Consider the following 20,956-nt stretch of genomic DNA (forward strand, 5'->3'; position numbering starts at 1 on the left):
CCGTCGTCCTATTTTACGGACATCGTTTCCGTCTCGGTGTCGCTTGGCAGCCGATGACCGGACACCGATGCGCCCGCTGTCTTCGACATGCGGATCAGCGGGATGATTGCTGTCAAAGTGATCGCCGAGATCAGCATGAAGGCGAGTTGAAAATCCTGCAACTCCAGCGTCGACCCCGTCCATGCCGTCTCGATTTCGAGAATGCCGCCGGCGACCGCAACGCCGAGCGCAAGGCTCATCTGCTGCAGCACGGCGGTCATCGCGGTCGCCCGGCTTGCCTGGCTGTCGGGGATATCGGCAAAGGCCAGCGCGTTGACGCTGGTGAAGAAGAACGACCGGGCAAAGCCGGCCAGCAGAAGAGCGATCATGATGACGGCATAGGGCGTTGCCGGCGAAAACAGCCCGTTGACGAAGGTCAGGATCGTGCCGGTGACGCAGGCGAAGATCAGTGTCGTCCGGAAACCGGCAAACACGAGAACCCGCTTGGCGAAGAACTTGGTGGTCAAGGCACCGACGGCACCGACGAAGGTGACCATCCCGGACTGGAACGGTGTCAGGCCGAAACCGACCTGCAGCATCAGCGGCATTAGGAACGGCACGGCGCCGATCGAAATGCGAAATAGCGTTCCGCCGATTGCCGCCGCCCGAAAGGCGCTGTCCTTGAACAGGGTAAGATCGAGCAGCGGCGAGGGATGCCGTCGCGCATGACGCACATAGAGGATGCCGCTGGCAATGCCGGTGACGACGGCCACTGCCCCGATCTGCGGCGGCAGCGCAGGCAGGCTCATCACCGACAGTCCGAATATCGTACCTGAGGCCGCGATAGCACTGAGGAAAAATCCGTTGATGTCGAGCGGCGGCGGCGCGGTACTCTCTATATCAGGCAGGTAGAGGCCGGAAAGCACGTAGCCGGCAATTCCGACGGGGACGTTGATGAGAAAAATCCAGTGCCAGGAAAAATAGGTAGTGATGAAGCCGCCAAGCGGCGGGCCGGCAAGCGGCCCGACAAGCGCCGGGATCGTCAGCAGCGCCATGGCGCCGACGAGTTCGCTTCGCTTCGTGCTGCGCACCAGGACCAGACGTGCGACCGGCGTCATCATGGCGCCGCCCATGCCCTGCAGGAACCGGGCGACAACGAAGAAAATCAGGCTATCGGCGAAGGCACAGAGGATAGAACCGAGAATGAAGACGAGAATGGCGATGCGGAAGATGCGCTTTGCCCCGAACCGGTCCGCCATCCAGCCACTTAAGGGAATAAAGATCGCCAGCGAGACCATATAGGAGGTCAACGCCAGCTTGAGTGTAATCGGTCCGACGCCGAGATCATGGGCGATCGCCGGAAGCGATGTTGCAATGACGGTGGAATCCATCTGCTCCATAAAGAGAGCGACGGCGAGGATCATCGGAACGATGCGGTTCATGCTGGCAGCCTTGCGGGTATGCATAAAGGGGCAGACATAGCCGCTTTGCGGCGAAAGTCCCGTGTGCATGGCCGATTTCCGATCACTTCCCTGTGAAACGTACTGTCCTTTGGTGCCGGGACACTAAGTTGACCGTCGGGTGGCCGCGATCGCGATCCGATGTTCAGCCGAGGGAGACATGAATGACCGCAACATTTTCTTTAAACAGACGCAGTTTGTTTGCAACAGCCGCTGCCGGCGCTCTTGCCGCACCCGCGGTGATGAACCGGGCAGCCTTCGCCCAGACGGAATCGAAAGCCGGCGTCATGGCGCAGTCCGCGGTCAGAACCAACAGCTTCAAGATCGGCAGCTTCGGCGTGACCGTTGTCAGCGACGGTATCCGCGTTTCCGAAAAGCCGCAGGAGACTTTTGGAACCGACCGGACGCCGGATGAGGTGGCGGCTCTTCTGCAGGCCAATTTTCTTCCCACGGACAGGTTCGTAAACGGATTTTCGCCGACGCTCGTCGATACGGGATCGGAGGTCGTTCTTTTCGATACCGGCATGGGAGAGGGTGGAAGGCAGGCGGGCGCCGGGCAGCTTCTGAACGGTCTCGCGGCAGCCGGCTATTCTCCGGACCAGGTCAGCATCGTCGTTCTCACCCATATGCACGGGGACCATATTGGTGGTTTGATGGAGGGCGGCGCTCCGGCCTTCAAGAACGCGCGCTACGTCGCCGGACAGGCCGAATATGACTTCTGGAAGGACACGGCGCGGGTCGGCACGCCTGCAGAAAACGGTCACAAGGGCGTGCTGAAGAATGTCGTGCCGCTTGCCGAGAAGATGACCTTCATCGGCGATGGTGCTGACGTGACGCCTGGCATAACGTCGATGGCTGCTTTCGGTCATTCCCCAGGACATATGGTCTACAGGCTGGAATCGGGCGGCAAGGGTCTGATCCTGACCGCGGACACCGCCAATCATTTCGTTCTCTCGCTGCAGCGGCCGGACTGGGAAGTCAGGTTCGACATGGACAAGGGGAAGGCGGCCGCAGCCCGAAAGACAGTGTTCGACATGGTCGCGACCGACCGGCTGCCGTTTGTCGGATATCACATGCCATTCCCCTCCGTTGGATTCATCGAGAAGATCGATCAGGGATATCGCTTCATCCCGGAGACCTATCAGTTCGACATCTAGGGTGCAGTGCACAGGAAACTTGGCAGGCCCGGCATATTCGCCGGGCCTTTGTACTTTCCATCCCCGCCTATCCGTGTTACCAGCCCTCGCCAACTTCCAAGAAACTCTTGCCCAGAAACACTTGCAAGTCTCCCCGGATCGATCCTCTGGATCGTCCGCGGCTCGATTTATCTATTGAAGGGATTTGGCCATGGCGCGCATCATTGAAACAGCAACCGGTCTGGAGGCTCTGACCTTCGACGACGTCCTCCTTCAGCCGGGTCACTCCGAAGTGATGCCGGGGCAGACCAATATCGCCACCCGCATCGCCCAGGACATCGATCTCAACCTGCCGATCCTGTCCTCGGCCATGGATACGGTTACCGAAGGACGTCTCGCCATCGCCATGGCGCAGGCCGGCGGCATCGGCGTGATCCACCGCAACCTGACGCCGATCGAGCAGGCCGAGCAGGTTCGCCAGGTGAAGAAGTTCGAAAGCGGCATGGTCGTCAATCCTGTGACGATTAATCCCGACGCAACACTCGCCGATGCGCTCTCGCTGATGAAGATGTACTCGATCTCAGGCATTCCAGTGGTGGAGAATGCCAGCGGCGCGATCCCTGGCCGTCTCGTCGGCATTCTCACCAATCGCGACGTGCGCTTTGCCTCCGATCCCAACCAGAAGATCTATGAACTGATGACGCGTGAAAACCTCATCACGGTCACTGAAAACGTCGATCAGCAGGAGGCCAAACGGCTTCTCCACTCGCATCGCATCGAGAAGCTGCTGGTCATCGACGGCGATGGCCGTTGTGTCGGCCTGATCACCGTCAAGGACATCGAAAAATCGCAGCTCAACCCCAATGCCTCCAAGGATGCGCAGGGCCGGCTTCGCGCCGCTGCCGCCATCAGTGTCGGTGACGATGGCATCGAGCGAGCCGAGCGGCTGATCGATGCCGGCGTCGATCTGATCGTCGTCGATACGGCACACGGCCATTCGCAGCGGGTTCTTGATGCGGTCACCAAAGTCAAGACCATGTCGAATTCGGTTCGCGTCATGGCCGGCAATGTCGCGACGTCGGACGGCACCAAGGCGTTGATCGATGCCGGGGCCGATGCCGTCAAGGTCGGCATCGGCCCCGGTTCCATCTGCACCACCCGCATCGTCGCCGGCGTCGGCGTTCCGCAGTTGGCGGCTATCATGGCTGCAGTAGAGGCAGCGCATGCTGCCAACATCCCGGTAATCGCCGATGGCGGCATCAAGTTCTCCGGCGATCTTGCCAAGGCCATCGCCGCTGGTGCCTCCGCCTGCATGATCGGCTCGCTGCTTGCCGGCACGGACGAAAGCCCGGGCGAGGTATTCCTGCATCAGGGACGCTCGTTCAAGGCTTATCGCGGCATGGGCTCGGTCGGCGCCATGGCGCGCGGCTCGGCGGACCGCTATTTCCAGGCGGAAGTGCGCGATACCCTGAAGCTGGTGCCGGAAGGCATAGAGGGTCAGGTTCCCTACAAAGGGCCGGTTTCCGGTGTGCTGCATCAGCTCGCAGGCGGTCTCAAGGCGTCGATGGGTTATGTCGGCGGCGCGACCATCAAGGATTTTCAGGAACGCGCCACCTTCGTGCGCATCTCCGGCGCTGGCTTGCGTGAAAGTCACGCCCATGACGTGACGATCACCCGGGAGAGCCCGAACTATCCCGGCGCGATGTAGGACGCTTGTCAGGAAGCTGTTGAGTGTTTATATTGGAGTGGTGGCCGAAGCGCTAACTCCGGCCACCGACTCTTATTTTACGAATTGGACCCGCACGGTCACTGACCAGCTCGTGCGGGTTTTTCGTATCGTAAGAGTGATGTTAAGCGGTTTGATCCACATGACATCATCTCCAATTCGAGGACAAGGCTGTGTCCTGCTACAGTCCGGGACACCTATTCGCCCGGATGCGCCGGCTGGTATGGCGCTGCTGCTTTTGCCCTCGAATGAGCCAAGCATCCTTCATCGACAAAATAGCTGTCAATCGGGATGTCAATGATCGCCCTCCATGCTGGAAGTACAGCCCGTTCGCCATACATCGGTCATGGGTTCAACAGACGGAGTCGCCCATGCCTTCAACGACCGCTATCCTCTGGCCGATGATCGCCCAGACAGGGCTGATTTTTGCGATCTACTTCCTGATGATGCGAAGACGGTTCGGGGCGGTGCGTGCCGGAACGGCGAAAGCCAGGGACTATGTTATCCCGACCATCGAACCTGAGCCAAGCGCAACGGTCGCGCGCAGCCTGATCAACCAGTTCGAGCTGCCCGTCCTTTTCTATGTCGTCTGCATCCTGTTGCACGTCACATCCGGCGCAACCTATCTGGCCCAGGCCATCGCCTGGCTCTTCGTTGTCAGCCGTGTTGCCCACGCCTTGGTGCACGTCACCTCCAACCGGCTGATGCTGCGCCAGCGCCTTTTCTCGGCAGGCTTTATTCTGGTTTTCATCCTCTGGGTGCTTCTCGCAATTCATATCGCCTGACATCGACAAATGCATTCCACCGCCTCTGGTCTGCTGCCAGCAAATGGGATTAGGGTGCGTAAATCAGCCGCAAAATTTCCGGAGATCAATGCGATGAAACTCAAGAACAAGGTCTGCATCGTCACAGGTTCAGCCAGCGGCATAGGTCTGGCGATCGCCAGGAAATATGTCTCCGAGGGTGCAAAGGTCGTTATCGCCGACCTGAAACTGGAGGCTGCGGTCGCGGCGGCACAGGAGCTTACCGCGACGGGCCCAGGGGAGGCCATCGGCATCGCCATGGACGTAACGAGCGAGGAGGCTGTCAATTCGGGCGTTGCCGCCGTCATTGAAAAATGGGGCAGGGTGGATGTGCTGGTCTCCAATGCCGGCATCCAGATTGTCAACCGGATCGAGGACTACGCCTTTTCCGACTGGAAGAAGATGCTTGCCATCCATCTCGACGGTGCGTTCCTGACCACAAAGGCCTGCATTCCCTACATGAAGGCGCAAAAGGGTGGCGCGATCATCTATATGGGCTCCGTCCATTCGCATGAAGCATCGCCGCTCAAATCGGCCTATGTCACCGCCAAGCACGGCCTGCTCGGGCTTGCCCGCGTGGTTGCCAAGGAAGGCGGGCCGGACGGCGTGCGCGCCAATGTCATCTGCCCCGGCTTCGTCAAGACGCCTCTGGTCGAAAAGCAGATCCCCGAACAGGCACAGCGGCTCGGGATCTCCGAAGACGAGGTCGTCAGCAAAATGATGCTTGGCGGCACAGTCGACACGCAGTTCACCACGATCGAGGATGTGGCCGAAGTCGCGCTGCTCTTCGCCGGCTTCGAAACCAATGCGCTTACCGGACAATCGCTCGTGGTCAGTCACGGCTGGTACATGCAGTAAAGCCCCCGACGCAACGCACCCACCCTGCCTGCCGCGCTTTGAAACAGTCCGGCGACGCTATCTCTACGCTTTGCCGGAAGTTTGACTTCGATCATTGTTGAGCCGCTCGTTGTGGTCCACCGTGCCGCTTCCTGTTGAGGCATTTGGGCGCTTTCAGCGTCTTTGCGGCAGGATGGGAGAATAGGCGATGACAGCAATGATGAAAGCGGCCTTGGTCCGGCAATTCGGCCAGCCGCTGACGATCGAAGAGGTGCCGATCCCCGATCCCGGCCCGGACCAGATCCTTGTACGATACCATGCGACCGGCGTCTGCCACACGGACTTGCATGCTGCGCAGGGCGACTGGCCGGTAAAACCCAGCCCGCCCTTCATTCCTGGTCACGAGGGCACGGGCGTCGTGGCCAAGATCGGAAGCAATGTCAAACGTGTGAAGGAAGGCGACCGTGTCGGGGTTGCGTGGCTGCACACGGCTTGCGGCTGCTGCAATCCATGCCGGACCGGCTGGGAGACCCTGTGCGGCCAGCAACAGAACACGGGTTATTCCGTTAACGGCACCTTTGCCGAATACGGGCTTGCCGATCCAAACTTCGTCGGACACCTGCCGGACAACCTGGAATTCGGGCCTGCAGCTCCCGTGCTGTGCGCCGGCGTCACAGTGTACAAGGGTCTGAAGGAAACCGAGGTTCGACCCGGCGAGTGGGTTGTTATTTCCGGCATTGGCGGCCTCGGTCACATGGCCGTGCAATATGCCAAGGCCATGGGCATGCATGTGGCAGCCGTCGATGTCTTCGACGAGAAACTGGCGCTTGCAACGCGGATGGGCGCGGATCTTGTCGTGGATGCCCGCCGTAAGGAAGCGGTTGAGTTCCTCCAGAAGGAAACCGGCGGCGCCCATGGCGCGCTGGTGACAGCGGTCTCGCCCAAGGCGATGGAACAGGCTTTCGGTTTCCTGCGGTCCAAGGGCACCATGGCGCTGGTGGGCCTGCCGCCCGGCTATATCTCGCTGCCCGTCTTCGAAACGGTGCTAAAGCGTATCACCGTGCGCGGCTCGATCGTCGGCACGCGGCAGGATCTGGAGGAAGCGCTGCAATTTGCCGGCGAAGGAAAGGTCGCAGCGCATTTCAGCTGGGACAGAATCGAGAACATAAATGCTATTTTCGAGCGGATGAAAGAGGGTGCGATCGACGGACGCATCGTTCTCGACCTGACCTGAGCAGCACCTGTTTTTGAACGGCGAAACCGTATCAAAGGATTGACCGTGACTGTCACGGTCAATCACTTTCACGTCAATCCACGGCTGCGACCTTGACCTTGCGACCGCCGCTCCAGTTCTCTTGCCATCGTTCCAGTGTCAGGAGGACCCCATGGAAAAGCCCGTCATCACCCAGGCGATGATCAACGCCTACGACGAATACACGCATCTCAGCCTCGACCGGCGCTCCTTCATGCAGAAGCTGACGGTTTTGACCGGCTCGGCGGCCAGTGCCGCGGCGATCGCTCCCCTGCTGGCCGCCAACAGCGCCAAGGCTGAAATCGTCGCGGAAACCGATGCGCGATTGAAGGTGGGGGATGTCACCTATCCTGGCGCTGGCGGCGAGATGAAGGGCTATCTGGCCGTACCCGCCGATGCGGCCGGAAAATTGCCTGCCGTTATCGTCATCCACGAGAACCGCGGCCTCAACCCGCACATCAAGGATGTCGCCCGGCGTATGGCGCTCGAAGGGTTCGTCGCCTTGGCGCCAGATTTTCTATCGCCCGCGGGCGGCACACCAGCCGACGAAGACAAGGCGCGTGAAATGATCGGCGCGCTCGACGGCACGCAGACGGTCGGCAATGCCGTCGCCACCGTCGCTTTCCTTGAAGCGCATGACGCGACGACCGGCAACGCCGGCGCAATCGGCTTCTGCTGGGGCGGCGGCATGATCAACAAGCTGGCCGTCGCTTCGCCGGATCTGAAGGCTGGCGTCGCCTATTACGGCTCCCAGGCCCCGGCCGAGGATGTGCCCAAGATCAAGGCCGCTCTTCTCCTGCAATATGCGGGCCTCGATGACCGCATCAACGCCGGCATCGAGGCCTACAAAAAGGCTTTGACCGACAACGGCAAGGACTTCACCATCCATATCTATGACGGCGTTAACCACGCCTTCAACAATGACACCTCCGCGGCCCGCTATGACAAGACTGCCGCGGATCTCGCCTGGAGCCGGACAATCGCATTCTTAAAGGCGAAAGTGGTGTAACGGGAATCAGGAGATCGACAACAGAGGGGCCGCAGCTTCAGTGATCAGCACGGCCAGCGCCTTCTGGTCGCCGTCCCGGCCGCTTCTGCTGCGCCAGATCAGCCCGATCCGGCGGGATGGCTGCGGCTCCGCAAAGGGCACGATACGCATGCGGTTGCGGCTTCGCTCGTCTTTCACCGCAATCTCGGGGATGAGCGTAATTCCCATGCCGTGGCTGACCATCTGCAGGAGGGTCGCCATGGATGTTGCCCCGTAATTCGCCACCCGGCGCCCTGCCGTCGCGCCGCAGACGGCGAGCGCCTGATCCCGCAGGCAGTGGCCTTCCTCGAGCAGCAGCAGCAGCCTGTCCATGTCCACCTGCGCCTCTGTCATCGGTGACACCAGAACCGTGTTCTCGTCGTCGGCGCTGGCGATCAGAAAACGGTCTTCGAAAAGCGGCCAGGATTGCAGGCCGTCGTCTCCATGGGGCAGAGCGATAATGGCGCAGTCAAGCCGTCCGTGTTTCACGTCGTCGATACAAGCCGTGGTTAGGATTTCCCGCAATTCGATATCCAGTTTCGGATAGCGCGCGCGCAGCATCGGAATAAGGCTTGGAACCAGATAGGGCGCGACCGTCGGGATGATGCCGAGCCGCAAACGCCCCTCCAGGATGCCGGCCGCCTGTCTGGCCTTGTCCTGAAGGGCATCCACAGACAACAGGATCGCGCGGATATCAGATAAAAGGATTTCCCCTCGGGAGGTCAGAAACGCCCCGCTCCTGTTCCTTTCGATCAGCCGAACGTTCAGATGCCGCTCCATTTCGGCGATCTGGGCCGAAAGAGCCGGCTGGCTGACATTGACCATCTGCGCCGCCCGCCCGAAATGAAGCGTGGTCGCGAGTGCATCGAAATAGCGCATTTGCCGGATCGTCAACATGATAGGAAATTCTTATCAACACCTGCAAGAAATACAATTGGAAATTATCGACGTGGAATGGGACAACGGCTCAGTTAGAACCCTTCGGAGTTTCTTAGAAAATCCGGGACGTCACGGCCGGTTCATCAACCGTGGCTGAGCCAGGATGTGTCGCTAAGACGTGTCTTCGGCTCCAGAACCATCACAGGAGGATTTCATGTCAGATCGCCCGACATTGACAACAACGGCCGGCTCGCCGGTTCCCGATAATCAGAATTCGCTGACCGCCGGTCCCCGGGGCGGAATCATGCTGCAGGATTATCAGCTGCTCGAGAAGCTTGCCCACCAGAACCGTGAGCGCATTCCGGAACGCGTCGTTCATGCCAAGGGCTGGGGCGCGTTCGGCACGCTGACCATCACTGGCGATATCTCGAAATACACCAAGGCCAAGTGTCTTCAGCCTAGCGCGTCGACGCCGATGCTCGCTCGCTTCTCCACCGTTGCCGGCGAGCAGGGTGCCGCGGACCACGAGCGCGACGTGCGCGGGTTTGCGCTGAAATTCTACACGGAAGAGGGTAATTGGGATCTCGTCGGCAACAATACGCCTGTTTTCTTCATCCGCGACCCCTACAAGTTCCCCGATTTCATCCATACCCAGAAGCGGCACCCGAAAACCAACCTGCGCTCGGCGACCGCCATGTGGGACTACTGGTCGCTGTCGCCCGAAAGCCTGCATCAGGTGACCATCCTGATGTCGGATCGCGGCCTGCCCGTCACCCCGATGAACATGAACGGCTACGGCTCGCACACCTATTCCTTCTGGAACGATGCCGGAGAGCGCTATTGGGTAAAGTTCCACTTCAAGACCCAGCAAGGCCACAAGCATTACACCAATGCCGAGGGCGAAGCCGTGATCGGCAAGACCCGCGAAGGCTATCAGGAAGCTCTGTACGGCACGATCGAGGAGGGTCAATTCCCGCGTTGGACCGTCCAGGTGCAGATCATGCCGGAACTGGATGCGGAAAAGACCTCCTATAACCCGTTCGATCTCACCAAGGTGTGGCCGCATGGGGAATATCCGCCGATCGAGATCGGGGTGATGGAGCTGAACCGCAATCCCGAAAACTATTTTGCCGAAATCGAGAATGCCGCCTTCTCGCCGTCGAATATCGTGCCCGGCATCGCCTTTTCCCCCGACAAGGTTCTGCAGGCGCGCATCTTCTCCTATGCGGATGCCCATCGCCACCGTCTCGGCACCCATTACGAGCAACTTCCGGTGAACCAGCCGAAGTGCCCGGTGCACCATTACAACCGCGACGGAACCATGAATGCCTTTGGCCTGCGTAGCGGCAACCCAGACGCCTATTACGAGCCCAATTCCGTTGCCGGCTCACCTTACGAGCAAAAGGCGGCGCAGGAACCGCCGCTTCGTATCGATGGCGATATGACGCGCTTCAACCATCGCGACGGCAATGACGACTATGGTCAGGTCCGCGCTCTGTTCAACCTCTTTGATGAAGGACAGAAGGCCCGATTGTTCTCGAATATCGCGGCCGCGATGGGAGGCGTGCCAGGCGTGATCGTAGAGCGTCAGCTGACGCATTTCCGGCTTGTCCATCCGGACTACGAAAGCGGCGTTCGCAAGGCCCTTGACGAAACTCATGGCTACAAGGTCGATACGATCAGCGCCACACCGGCTGCCGCTGAATAACAGTCGCGTCACCAGCAGCGGAGCGCCGGGCATTATAGCCCGGCTGCTCTCGCAGAGGTGCGCTGCGGGTCAACAGGGCATTCAACCAAAAATGGCGATTTGCGCCATCTTTAATTGCTGACGATTTTTGGTATGCTGCGCCGCTGTCTCCGGAAGGGGCCGGTTTTACTGAAGACCTGTATTGCGTTGTTTTTTCTGCGGCCGTTTCGGCCGATATGTATATTGGGGAATACAAAAGGCCGTGCTCGGGGTGATGCACGGCCTTTTGCCGTTCATGGCACAGACCGTCCCAGCCGCCGCCTTCCGGCAAGCGGTCACCAACCCGGCAGCATGTGGCTTTGGCGCAGGCGCGGATAACGCGGAAAGTTCTTCATGTCGCCATCCAGATCATCGGTGGCAGCGGTCGGCGTGATATTGTCGAGGCAAGCGGTGATATGATTGGTGATCGCGTTGGAAAGCGACGGCGAAAGGCCAGGCCGCTTCATGATGCCGATCTGCACGGGCGCAAGCGCCGGAAAACCATCCGCCTGCGTCAGGACTTTCATGCCCGTCCGAAGCGCCGATTCCGGCAGCACGGAGACCGCCATGCCGGCAAGAACCGCGGCAGCGACGACCGTCGAAGACCAACTGGTGAACAGGATATTGTATTCCTTGCCCGTCGCGTCGAGCGCTGCACAGGCCGCCTGCCGCCATTGACAGTCGCGTTTGCCGACGGCAAGCGGCACCGGCGCGTTTTCAGGCAAGGGATGGTTGATCGAGCTTACCCAGCAAAGCGGCTCCGTGCGCACGACATCGGAAGCGCGGGCGCGCGGATTGTGTGTCACGAGCGCAATATCGAGGTCGCCCTTTGCCATCTTTTCGGCAAGATCCACAGATGGTTCGCAGATGATGTAGAGCTCGACATTGGGGTGGGTCTTGGCGAAACGGACGATGATCTCCGGCATGTAGCGGTCGGCATAGTCGTCGGGCGTGCCGATGCGCAGCGTCCCTTCCAGCCGATTGTCATCGAAAGACGCGATCGCCTCGTTGTTCAGCCGGATCATCCGCCGGGCGAAGTTCAAAAGCCGGTCGCCTTCGGATGTTAGGCGGTTGCCCCTGCCGTCCTTGGCGAAAAGCTGCTTGCCGATGCGCTCTTCGAGCCTGCGCATCTGCATCGAAACGGCCGACTGCGTCTTGAAGACGCGATCCGCCGCCTTGGTAAAGCTGCCGGTATCGGCAATGGCGACGAAGGTCTGAAGCTGGTCGATATCGAGCGGTGCGGACATGGCGGGAGCCCCAAAGACTACTCATAAAATTGTTTGATGAATATCATTAGAAACATTCGTTGGACTGATCAATAAGGATTTGCGATTTTGATCGTGCAAATCGCATCGGTCGCCGTTTGGTCGAAAACCATCCAGTGTCCGGTTTTTCAACAGTTTCGGTTCTTCACCCGCGCAGATCGTTCTGCGGGGAAGAGCCGCTTCGTGCCCGCAAAAAGGAGCAATGACATGCGCACGGCCGATACCACCCTCGATCTCACTCTGGCAGGGACGCTTGCCGCGGCACCCCGACAGACGGCGTTGATCGGCGTGCTGACATCGGTGTGGCACGCCTTGCGAAACCGCCGCGCCATCGGCAGGCTGGAGGATCTCGACGACCGCCAACTGCTCGACTTGGGATTGTGCCGCGATGAGCTTCGCGAGGCTCTGGACCTGTCCCTGTTCGGCGAACCCGGCCGGCAACTCATGCAGGCCTCGCGCAACCGCGCCAACAGCTATTACAGGAGCGCCCGCCGCGACTGATCCCGTTCCGTCAGCCTGCCTTCACGGCGATGGCTGGCCATCACAATCTGTTGCGCGCCCCGTACGTCGAAAGACGTTTCGCGCAACAGGACGCGCAGCCGCCTCTGCGCGTCACTTTTCCCCGCAGGGTTACAGCCAATATGCCCTGCTGCTTGCCCGGTGCATGGTCCACAAGGACCGGCGCCGGGCTTTTTTAATTAGCGCTTCCAACCGGAAAGGTGCGGGTTTTGTTGCCATGTGTCGGCCTGTCGGCCGCCTTCTTCCGATCTGCGATGATAGGTGTTGTTGAAACGCGCGGGCATTCCGCTACGATTCGACCCGTGTGTCGGTTGCGGAATGGTAACGTCACGTCACAACGTGGGGGGTAACCCTTGCGGGTTCAAATCCCGCCCGACGCACACTCTTTCGATTCGGAAAGAGGGTTCGGACGTATTCCTCCAAATACACTCGCGACGCACAGCTTCGGCAAAACTCTTCGTAACCTATAAAGAGCGCTCTTCGGGGCAGCCACTGGTCTACCCAGACCCAACACTTCCGAGCCGCGTCAGCGGCGCAGATCTGCCCTTTGCATCATCCACCCGTATTCTTCCGATAGGTCTCGAACAGCCCGTCAATACTCTTCTGATATTCCTTCTGCGCCTCGATGCCACTGTCAAACATCCTGCTGAACATGTCGGCAAAGGGGGCCATGGGATTGCTATCCGCCGGTTTCTTTTCGGGCTCCGCGGGTTTTGGCGCGCCTTTCATCATGTCCTGAAAGGCCTTGATGAAGGGATTGGCCGCGAACATGTCCGGCGCGGGCGCCTGCTTCTCCATCGGTTTTCCAGCGTTGAAAAAGCCCTGCATGGCCTGGGTGAAGGGATTGTCGAACGGATTGGCGGCGGGTTCCGGCTTTTTGGCGAAGCCGGAGGCTTCCAGCCACGGTTTCATCATCGCTTCCATCGGCGTGCCGGCAAAGGGATTGGGGGTCCCGCCAAGCTGCCCGGACGCCTGCTTGAACAGGCCGCCCATGATGGCCGTGGCGATCACCGGCAGCATCTGCTTGTAGATTTCCTGACCGACGCCCGTCATCTGCGCCGCCTGACCGGAAATCGCCTGCAGCATGTCCTTGGAGCCGAACAGTTGACTGAGAATGGCGTTGCCGTCGGCCAGTCCCTTTGGTGTGAAAGCCTTGCCAAGGTCCTCGAAATATTGCGCATAATTGCCGCTCGACATGGCCGAGAGCATGGCGCTGAAATCATAGGGATTGGTGGTGTTTCGCTTGAGCGCGGTGGAAAAGGCCGGCATCAGGGCGGCCGTGGCCTGCGTCATCTGTTCCTGCGCAAGGCCGAACTGCTTGGCCATGACCTCCATGGCGTCGCCGTTCTGCGCCTTCATCATCATGTCAAAAAGCGGGATCATATCCAGTCCTCTCCTGCAGGCAAAACGACGCATGTCGTTGCACTATAACGGGAAAAAATCGGCTGGAAACCGCTATTTACAAGCTCAATACTGGTAGTCGGCAAACACCGGATCGACGGTGCCGTTCCAGCGACCATTGTAGAGCGACAGCAGGTCGTCTGCCAGGGTCGCCTTCTTGGCGAGGACCTCATCCAGCGGCGCGAGGAAAATGCTCTCATCGACCTCGTCGCCGTTCAGGCGATTGCGGTTTTTCAGTCCGAGGCGGGAGATCGACAGGACCTCCCTGGCAATATCGAACAGCGGCAGGCCGCGATGCGTGGCGCGTAGGCCGGCAGCGGGAACAGCGTCGCGCATGGCGAGCGTTTCCGCGTAGGTCCAGTCCCGGGTGAGGTCTTCTGCAGCAGCGAGCGCCGCATCGTCATAGAGCAAGCCGACCCAGAAGGCGGGCAGGGCGCAGATGCGCCGCCAAGGACCACCATCGGCGCCGCGCATTTCGAGAAAGCGTTTCAGCCTGACATCGGGAAACAGCGTCGACAGATGGTTCGTCCAGTCGCCCATATTGGGTTCCCAGTCGGCGATCTCGCCCTTCAGTGCGCCGTCCATGAACTGGCGGAAGGTGACATGGGTACAGTCGTGGTATTTGCCGTCGCGCACGACGAAGTACATCGGCACGTCAAGCGCCCAGGTGACATAGTCCTCGAAGCCGAAATCGGCATTGAAGACGGCAGGTAACACGCCGGCGCGCCGGTTGTCGGTATCGCGCCAGATATCGCCGCGCCAGGAGAGCAGGCCGTTCGGCTTGCCGTCAGTAAAGGGCGAGCTTGCAAACAGCGCCGTCGACAGCGGCTGAAGCTTGAGCGACACCTGCATCTTGCGGCGCATGTCTTCTTCGGAGGAAAAATCGAGATTCACCTGGATCGTGCAGGTGCGGTACATCATGTCGAGGCCCTGGGTGCCCACCTTTGGCATGTAACGGCTCATGATGTCGTAGCGCGATTTTGGCATACGTGGCGTCTCGGCCAGCGTCCATTTGGGGCTGCCGCCGATGCCGAGGAAGCGGATGCCGAGCGGTTCGGCGATCTCGCGCAGATCGGCCAGATGCCGGTTGGATTCCTTACAGGTCTGGTGCAGATTTTCGAGCGGCGCGCCGGAGAGTTCGAACTGTCCGCCCGGCTCCAGCGAGATCGCACCCTGTCCGGAATGTTCCGCAAGACCGATGATGTTGCCGGCGTCGATGATCGGCTCCCAACCGCTTTTCTGCGCCATGCCGTTCAGAAGGGCCGAGATGCTGGCCTCGCCGGAATAGGGAACGGGGCTATTGTCGGCCCTGAAGAAGGCGAACTTCTCGTGCTCCGTCCCGATGCGGAACTTCTCCTTCGGCTTGTTCCCTTCTGCCAGATAGTCGCTCAGATCTGAAAGCGAGGTAACCGGCGTCTGGTCGGTGGTGTCTCTGGCCATGATCGACTTCTTTTGAACGGGCGCAACCTGCCGGACGGCAGATATCAGGGAGGGTGATTGAACCGGTTTCACGCGTGGTGCAAGTGAAATTCTTTCAAGGCCGGTTCAATTTTTCAAGACCTGTCCAGCGTCCGGAAAAACGCCGGCATAGCCCCAATCGCCGATTGTTGCCTGGATTATTGCCATGGCTGCGACGGCGGCCGTGTCGGCCCTTAAAATCCGAGGGCCGAGCGGAATGGCCGTAACGAAATCAAGGCCGCGCAGCAGGCTGCGCTCGGCATCGGAAAAGCCGCCTTCCGGGCCAACCAGAAGCGCCAGTCTGCGCTCCTTTATCGTTGCGAGAACCGGCAGCGGATTCTGCCCCGCATCGCCCTCGTCGCAGAATATAAGCCGCCTGTCCTTTGGCCATTCCTCAAGCACCTCGGCGAGCTTCTTCGGTTCCCCGACCGTCGGTATTCCCAGCACGCCGCATTGCTCCGCCGCCTCGATGACATTGGCGCGAACCCGTTCCAAACTGGTAATCCTGCCCTGCACATGCTGGGTCATGACCGGCTGCAGAAGTCCCGCGCCCATTTCGACGGCCTTTTGCAGGAGGTAGTCGAGGCGCCCGACCTTCAGCGGCGCAAAGAGATAATGCAGGTCGCAGGGGGCCGGCTGCGGCCGCGTCTGCTCGGTTGCCGTCAGCAGCAGCCGTTTCTTGGACGGAAAGGAAAGCTCCGCCCGCCATTCGCCGTCCCGGCCGTTGAAGACGAGAACCGCATCGCCGGCTTCGAAGCGCAGGACATTGACCAGATAATTGAATTGCTCCCTGTCCGCCTCATAAGCCGTGCCGGCGGCGATCGGCGTGTCTATAAAGAGCCGCTGCATGCGGAAATTTGCGCGCATGTCTGTTTCCTCAGATAAAGATGGCAGCAAGGATCGTGTAGATCACGGCCGAAAGTGCTGCCGAAATCGGAACGGTCACCACCCAGGCGCCGATAATGGTCATGAAGTGAGAGCGCCGCACAAGCTGTCGCCGTTGCGCCTCTTCAGGGCTATGTTCGGCTCGCCGCTCGAAATCCGTCTGTCCCGTGCGGCGGCGCACATAGTCGAGACGGCGCTTGGAGTTTCGGGTGTACCATTCCCGAAAAAAGCCGATGCCGAACACTGCACCAACGGCTGTATGGGTTGTCGAAACGGGCAAGCCGAGCGTCGTCGCAAGGATCACGGTAACGGCCGTCGCCAGCGCCACGCAAAAGGCGCGCACCGGATTGAGCTTCGTAATCTCCTCGCCGACCACATGAATAAGCTTCGGGCCGAACAGCAAAAGCCCGCAGGAAATGCCGAAGGCGCCGATCAGCATGACCCAGAGCGGTATTTCTGCGGTTGCAGCAGGTGAAGAAAAGCCGCCGATATTGGCAACGATGGCTGAAAGCGGACCGACGGCGTTCGAGACGTCGTTGGCGCCATGGGCAAAGGAAAGCAGGGCCGCCGACAGGATAAGCGGGACCTGGAAAAAGATGCGCAACGACTGGCTGCGATTGTCGAGGCCCTGCGCCTGCCGCCGGATCCAGGGCCGGGCGATCATCACTGTCAGGGCTCCGACCACAAGACCGATCGAAAGGCCTGTGCCGAGACCGATGGTCACGACCTTTTCAAGCCCGACCAGGGCGAAATAGCAGCCGAAGGAGCCGAGCATCACAGCGATGAGAAGGGGGGTCCAGAACACGGCCGCGTCGATCCTGTCGTCGCGGTAGATAATGAACGTCTTGATGAAGGCCAGAAGCAGTGCCGCTATGCCTCCACCGAGAAGCGGCGAGATCATCCAGCTTGCGGTAATGCCTGCGAGCGACAGCCAGTGCACCGCCGACAAGCCTGCCGCCGTCACCCCCGCGCCGAGAATTCCGCCAATGACCGAATGCGTGGTCGATATCGGCGCCCCGGACCACGTGGCGATGTTGATCCACGCTGCGGCAGACACCAGGGCGGCCATCATCACCCAGACGAAATGCTCGCGCGACGGGATCTGCGCGATATCGATGATGCCGCCCTCGATCGTCGCCACGACCCGCCCGCCGGCAAAGACCGCTCCGACGATTTCGAAGATCGCCGCGATCACCAGCGCCGTCGTCATGGTGATTGCTTTTGATCCGACCGCCGCGCCGACATTGTTGGTAACATCGTTCGCGCCGATGTTCATCGCCATATATCCGGCGATGACAGCAGCAGCGATGATGATGAGATAGCCCGGCTGATCCGCGACATAGGCCGCGGCGAAGCTCATCGTGATGACCAGAAAGACAAAGCCAAGACCGATGCCCACCCATGGCTTCAAAACCTGGTGCGTCGCTTTTTCCGTCAGCGTGATCTTTTCGAGATATTTATCGAGCGTCGGTTTTTCGAGATGAGGACGCGGTTTGCGATCCGGCCCTTTTTCCAGTTCCCGCGTCATGCCACCCCACGATGCACGCTAGCTTGCTGCGCTGCGCGAAGGCTGGTTCATGGTGCCAAGCAGCCGTTGCTCATATGACAGGATCAGTGTCTTCAGCGCCGGCTCGGCAACGCGCTTGGCGGCCTCGCCAAAACTCACCCATTCCAGCTTGCGGCTGCCCTTCTCTGGAAAGTTCTTGAGCATGTCAAGAACCACGACAGGATAGACCTGAACCATGCACTCCACCTTAAGGCCGTTGTTCAGGCCCTTGTCGTACATGTAAAAGCCAATTTTTTCATCACTTGCATGGCCCTTGACGCCGGCCTCCTCATAAGCCTCCCGGGCGGCGGCCTCGTGGCAAAGCTTGCCCTCCATCGGCCAGCCCTTGGGAATGACCCATCGGCCCGTATCGCGGCTGGTAATCAGCAGCATTTCCGGCATCGCGCTCTTTTTCTTGAACCGATAGCACAGCGCGCCACACTGCATTCGCACCGGCCGGCGGAACATAAGGCGGACATCTGCGGCAATACGATTCAATATATTCAACGTCCGGGCATCCTTTAAGAAAGTGAGAGAATCGATAATCTGCAATAGTGTTATCTTCGCCTGCTTGCGGCAGGCTGTAAACACACAGTTCGATACAGCCTATATAGGTCTTGCCACGTCATCCTGTAGGGGAGGCAAGGCGGAATATGTTCAATTTAAAGAGATTGCCTGCTTGAAAGGGGCCTTTTGCGTCTTTTTCGATTGTGTTTACGCCATGCGCGCGGCTGCCGCAGATTTTCACCGCTCTTTGCGCTGCTTCTGGCCGACGACGGTCGCCGCGGGCGCGGGAATGGAAGACTGCCGGGCTCGCTGCTGCAGCCGCAATTGCGAGATCCGGGCCCATTCTCCGGTCCTTTCCGCTGCCTGCGTGGCGCTGATGATGAAATCGATATGCGTCTGCGCGGACGCTCTCGCTGCCTGCGCATCGCCGCTCATGATCGCATCGTAAATTGCCTCGTGCTGGGCAAGCAGCCTGTGCCCGGCCTCGGCCTGCGCGAAAAGCACTTCGCGGCTGAAGAAGATGCCCTCGCTGAGCAGCCGGTAACATGCCCGCATCGTGTGCAGCAGGATCATGTTGTGGGCCGCTTCGCCAATGGCGCTGTGGAACTCGACATCAGCCTTCAGTCCGCCCTCGGCGGAAGCGGAGGCATGGGCAGCGCGCATTTCCTCCATGATCCGCGTCAGCATGTCCCTGTCGAAACGGGTGGCGCGTTCCGCCGCGAATTGCGCGGTCATTCCTTCCAGTTCACGCCGGTATTCCAGGTAATCCTGCGTCGCCTTCTGGTGCCGGCCGATCAGTTCGATCACCGGTTTCGAGAAGATCTGACCGATGACATCGGCAACGAAGGTGCCGCCGCCGTGGTGGCTGACAAGCAGGCCGCGGCTTTCCAGTTCTTTCAGCGCTTCCCGAAGAATGGGACGCGAGACGTCGAAGCGGCTGGAGAGATCGCGTTCGCTTGGCAGACGTTCGTGGTCGCGCAACACGCCTTCCAGGATAAGCAGTTCGATCTGCTGGATGATTTCGGCCGATGTCCGGCTTTGCGGGATGCGGGCGAAGGCATCGATGATTGCGTCGGTCATGGCAGGTCTCCGTGGTGCCAATCTACCATGCCCCGGAAAGTGGTCAATTTCTTTAGCCACTTTTCGTCCGTCCGCGACGTCAGGCTGCGTCAAAGCGTCCTTTCCATCCCGCTGCATCTGTTGCTAAAAGGCTATCAAGGGCGGGTGAGGGAACACATTGTGGTGAAAAGAAGTTTTGGCTTTCCGGCAGCGCCGGCCCGGGCTCAGGCGCTGGGCGAAATCCACGCGCGTCCCTATGCGCTCGTCACGTCTCCCCGGGTGATTTTTCAGCTGGCTTTCATGACCGACGGCGGTTCCGTTGTCGATCATGCCGTCCTGTCCGATCTGTCCCGCGCCAGCGGCGTTTCGCCGCCGGGCCGCGAGGTCAACCATCATGCCATTTCCTGGGGGCAGGGCACGCTTCGCTGGGAGCGCCACACCGAATTTTCCACCTATTTTTGGGATGGGATCGCTCCCGACCGGTTCGGCGCAGAGGTCATCAATCATCCGTTCGGGGATGGCTTCTCGCCACCCGGCAGCTTGATCTCGGGCATCCGTCTGGAAATCCGGCCCGACAATGACGAGACCCGGGCCGCCATGACGGCATTCGATCCGACCAGCCTCTGTTACAGCGACGTCAAGAACGGCCAGGCCGTCGTCGTCACGGATTTTCGGCAGAACGGCGACGGCCTGACGCAGATTCTCGTCATCGACCGTGGCATGACGGCGACCGGGACGGGGGCTCTGGTGCAGCGGCTGCTCGATATCGAGACCTACCGGACGCTCGCCATGCTCGGCCTGCCGCTCGCCCAATCCCTGTCGCCCGATATTCGCCGTATCGAGGACGGCCTGACCGGCGTGACCCAGAAAATGCGCGGCAGCGTTCGCGAAAAGGCCGACGAGATGCTGGCCGAGATCACGCTTCTCGCCGCCGAACTGGAGGCAGGCGCTGCGTTGAGCCTCTACCGTTTCGGCGCCAGCCGCGCCTATAACGGCATCGTCCAGGAGCGCATCCGCTCTTTGGGCGAAACCGGTGTGCCCGGATACGAAACGCTCGGCACCTTTCTCGAGCGGCGCCTGGCGCCGGCCATGCGCACATGCCAGTCGGTCGAGGAGCGTCAGGCCAACCTCTCCCGCAAGCTGACGCGGGCCACGGCACTCCTCAGAAGCTGGGTCGATGTCGAACTGGAGCGACAAAACAGCGCCCTGCTCAATTCGATGGATCGCCGTGCCAGGCTGCAACTGCGGTTGCAGCAGACCGTGGAAGGTCTCTCGGTGGCCGCGATCTCCTACTATGTCGTCGGCCTGTTCGGCTATCTCGCCAAGGCGCTGGAAAGCGAGGGGCTGCCGGTCAAGTCCAGCGTGCTCACCGGCTTTTTCGTGCCCGTCGCCATACTCGTCATCTGGCTGACTGTCCGGCGCATCCGCAAACATCATGAGGACGAGGATCGGGAACGCCTTTAAAGGTAAGGAACCGGCAAACGATTCGGC

18 protein-coding genes and 1 tRNA gene are annotated in these 20,956 nt (G+C 60.2%); 10 read left to right on the forward strand and 9 right to left on the reverse strand.

From position 1 onward, the window contains the following. Positions 1–8: 8 nt before the first annotated feature. Positions 9–1,421, reverse strand: a complete 1,413-nt coding sequence (locus PY308_RS05710) for a DHA2 family efflux MFS transporter permease subunit (protein WP_275791028.1) — start codon at positions 1,419–1,421, stop codon at positions 9–11. A 305-nt stretch (positions 1,422–1,726) separates the two neighbouring features. Here PY308_RS05710 and PY308_RS05715 point away from each other — a divergent pair, with 305 nt between their 5' ends. From PY308_RS05715 to PY308_RS05740, 6 genes are all read left to right on the forward strand, one after another. Continuing rightward, positions 1,727–2,596 carry an MBL fold metallo-hydrolase gene (locus PY308_RS05715; protein WP_434064241.1) on the forward strand — a complete coding sequence of 290 codons (870 nt, stop codon included), beginning with the start codon at positions 1,727–1,729 and terminating at the stop codon, positions 2,594–2,596. Between the two features lie 190 nt (positions 2,597–2,786). Further along, positions 2,787–4,283 (forward strand): IMP dehydrogenase, encoded by a 1,497-nt coding sequence (guaB, locus tag PY308_RS05720; RefSeq protein WP_275789134.1) that lies wholly within the window; start codon positions 2,787–2,789, stop codon positions 4,281–4,283. 389 nt (positions 4,284–4,672) lie between these two features. Further along, positions 4,673–5,086, forward strand: coding sequence for an MAPEG family protein (locus PY308_RS05725; protein WP_275789135.1), 414 nt, complete (start codon positions 4,673–4,675; stop codon positions 5,084–5,086). A 93-nt stretch (positions 5,087–5,179) separates the two neighbouring features. Further along, a complete protein-coding gene (locus PY308_RS05730; RefSeq protein WP_275789137.1) occupies positions 5,180–5,962 on the forward strand; it encodes a 3-hydroxybutyrate dehydrogenase in 783 nt (260 codons plus the stop codon). A 187-nt stretch (positions 5,963–6,149) separates the two neighbouring features. Beyond that, entirely contained in the window at positions 6,150–7,175 is a 1,026-nt protein-coding gene (gene adhP / locus PY308_RS05735; RefSeq protein WP_275789139.1) for an alcohol dehydrogenase AdhP, read from the forward strand. A gap of 151 nt (positions 7,176–7,326) precedes the next feature. Beyond that, positions 7,327–8,202 carry a dienelactone hydrolase family protein gene (locus PY308_RS05740; RefSeq protein WP_275789141.1) on the forward strand — a complete coding sequence of 292 codons (876 nt, stop codon included), beginning with the start codon at positions 7,327–7,329 and terminating at the stop codon, positions 8,200–8,202. A gap of 6 nt (positions 8,203–8,208) precedes the next feature. Here PY308_RS05740 and PY308_RS05745 read toward each other — a convergent pair whose 3' ends face one another. After that, positions 8,209–9,117, reverse strand: a complete 909-nt coding sequence (locus PY308_RS05745; protein ID WP_275789143.1) for a hydrogen peroxide-inducible genes activator — start codon at positions 9,115–9,117, stop codon at positions 8,209–8,211. A 196-nt stretch (positions 9,118–9,313) separates the two neighbouring features. Here PY308_RS05745 and katA point away from each other — a divergent pair, with 196 nt between their 5' ends. Continuing rightward, the gene (gene katA, locus PY308_RS05750; RefSeq protein ID WP_275789145.1) at positions 9,314–10,807 is read left to right on the forward strand and encodes a catalase KatA; all 1,494 of its coding nucleotides are present in this window, start codon (positions 9,314–9,316) and stop codon (positions 10,805–10,807) included. Positions 10,808–11,121: 314 nt separating this feature from the next. Here katA and PY308_RS05755 read toward each other — a convergent pair whose 3' ends face one another. Continuing rightward, entirely contained in the window at positions 11,122–12,072 is a 951-nt protein-coding gene (locus PY308_RS05755; protein ID WP_275789147.1) for a LysR substrate-binding domain-containing protein, read from the reverse strand. A 225-nt stretch (positions 12,073–12,297) separates the two neighbouring features. Here PY308_RS05755 and PY308_RS05760 point away from each other — a divergent pair, with 225 nt between their 5' ends. Together PY308_RS05760 and PY308_RS05765 are read left to right on the forward strand one after the other, a co-directional pair. Continuing rightward, the gene (locus PY308_RS05760; protein WP_275789149.1) at positions 12,298–12,591 is read left to right on the forward strand and encodes a YjiS-like domain-containing protein; all 294 of its coding nucleotides are present in this window, start codon (positions 12,298–12,300) and stop codon (positions 12,589–12,591) included. A gap of 322 nt (positions 12,592–12,913) precedes the next feature. Further along, positions 12,914–12,989: transfer RNA gene (locus PY308_RS05765), tRNA-OTHER, on the forward strand. A 172-nt stretch (positions 12,990–13,161) separates the two neighbouring features. On the opposite strand, the gene PY308_RS05770 is transcribed toward PY308_RS05765, so the two are convergent. From PY308_RS05770 to PY308_RS05795, 6 genes are all read right to left on the reverse strand, one after another. Then, positions 13,162–13,992 (reverse strand): DUF937 domain-containing protein, encoded by an 831-nt coding sequence (locus PY308_RS05770; protein WP_275789151.1) that lies wholly within the window; start codon positions 13,990–13,992, stop codon positions 13,162–13,164. A gap of 84 nt (positions 13,993–14,076) precedes the next feature. After that, entirely contained in the window at positions 14,077–15,450 is a 1,374-nt protein-coding gene (locus tag PY308_RS05775) for a glutamate--cysteine ligase (protein WP_275789153.1), read from the reverse strand. A gap of 105 nt (positions 15,451–15,555) precedes the next feature. After that, on the reverse strand, positions 15,556–16,335 hold the full coding sequence (locus PY308_RS05780; RefSeq protein WP_275789155.1) for a 16S rRNA (uracil(1498)-N(3))-methyltransferase: 780 nt from the start codon (positions 16,333–16,335) through the stop codon (positions 15,556–15,558). Positions 16,336–16,345: 10 nt separating this feature from the next. Continuing rightward, positions 16,346–17,881: an inorganic phosphate transporter gene (locus PY308_RS05785; RefSeq protein ID WP_275789157.1), complete on the reverse strand. Its 1,536-nt coding sequence runs from the start codon at positions 17,879–17,881 to the stop codon at positions 16,346–16,348. A gap of 18 nt (positions 17,882–17,899) precedes the next feature. Further along, positions 17,900–18,406 carry an NUDIX hydrolase gene (locus tag PY308_RS05790; RefSeq protein ID WP_275789159.1) on the reverse strand — a complete coding sequence of 169 codons (507 nt, stop codon included), beginning with the start codon at positions 18,404–18,406 and terminating at the stop codon, positions 17,900–17,902. A 237-nt stretch (positions 18,407–18,643) separates the two neighbouring features. Next, positions 18,644–19,486 (reverse strand): FadR/GntR family transcriptional regulator, encoded by an 843-nt coding sequence (locus tag PY308_RS05795; protein WP_275789161.1) that lies wholly within the window; start codon positions 19,484–19,486, stop codon positions 18,644–18,646. Positions 19,487–19,645: 159 nt separating this feature from the next. On the opposite strand from PY308_RS05795, the gene PY308_RS05800 reads away from it, so the two are divergent. Beyond that, positions 19,646–20,929, forward strand: a complete 1,284-nt coding sequence (locus tag PY308_RS05800; protein WP_275789163.1) for a DUF3422 family protein — start codon at positions 19,646–19,648, stop codon at positions 20,927–20,929. Positions 20,930–20,956 lie beyond the last annotated feature (27 nt).

This window comes from Pararhizobium gei, assembly GCF_029223885.1.
In the GTDB taxonomy this organism is placed as follows: domain Bacteria; phylum Pseudomonadota; class Alphaproteobacteria; order Rhizobiales; family Rhizobiaceae; genus Pararhizobium; species Pararhizobium gei.

Coding starts and splice junctions, on each gene's coding strand:
- PY308_RS05710 (WP_275791028.1), bottom strand. CDS start 1,421: ATGAACCGCATCGTTCCGATGATCCTCGCCGTCGCTCTCTTTATGGAG.
- PY308_RS05715 (WP_434064241.1), top strand. CDS start 1,727: ATGGCGCAGTCCGCGGTCAGAACCAACAGCTTCAAGATCGGCAGCTTC.
- guaB (WP_275789134.1), top strand. CDS start 2,787: ATGGCGCGCATCATTGAAACAGCAACCGGTCTGGAGGCTCTGACCTTC.
- PY308_RS05725 (WP_275789135.1), top strand. CDS start 4,673: ATGCCTTCAACGACCGCTATCCTCTGGCCGATGATCGCCCAGACAGGG.
- PY308_RS05730 (WP_275789137.1), top strand. CDS start 5,180: ATGAAACTCAAGAACAAGGTCTGCATCGTCACAGGTTCAGCCAGCGGC.
- adhP (WP_275789139.1), top strand. CDS start 6,150: ATGACAGCAATGATGAAAGCGGCCTTGGTCCGGCAATTCGGCCAGCCG.
- PY308_RS05740 (WP_275789141.1), top strand. CDS start 7,327: ATGGAAAAGCCCGTCATCACCCAGGCGATGATCAACGCCTACGACGAA.
- PY308_RS05745 (WP_275789143.1), bottom strand. CDS start 9,117: ATGTTGACGATCCGGCAAATGCGCTATTTCGATGCACTCGCGACCACG.
- katA (WP_275789145.1), top strand. CDS start 9,314: ATGTCAGATCGCCCGACATTGACAACAACGGCCGGCTCGCCGGTTCCC.
- PY308_RS05755 (WP_275789147.1), bottom strand. CDS start 12,072: ATGTCCGCACCGCTCGATATCGACCAGCTTCAGACCTTCGTCGCCATT.
- PY308_RS05760 (WP_275789149.1), top strand. CDS start 12,298: ATGCGCACGGCCGATACCACCCTCGATCTCACTCTGGCAGGGACGCTT.
- PY308_RS05770 (WP_275789151.1), bottom strand. CDS start 13,992: ATGATCCCGCTTTTTGACATGATGATGAAGGCGCAGAACGGCGACGCC.
- PY308_RS05775 (WP_275789153.1), bottom strand. CDS start 15,450: ATGGCCAGAGACACCACCGACCAGACGCCGGTTACCTCGCTTTCAGAT.
- PY308_RS05780 (WP_275789155.1), bottom strand. CDS start 16,335: ATGCGCGCAAATTTCCGCATGCAGCGGCTCTTTATAGACACGCCGATC.
- PY308_RS05785 (WP_275789157.1), bottom strand. CDS start 17,881: ATGACGCGGGAACTGGAAAAAGGGCCGGATCGCAAACCGCGTCCTCAT.
- PY308_RS05795 (WP_275789161.1), bottom strand. CDS start 19,486: ATGACCGACGCAATCATCGATGCCTTCGCCCGCATCCCGCAAAGCCGG.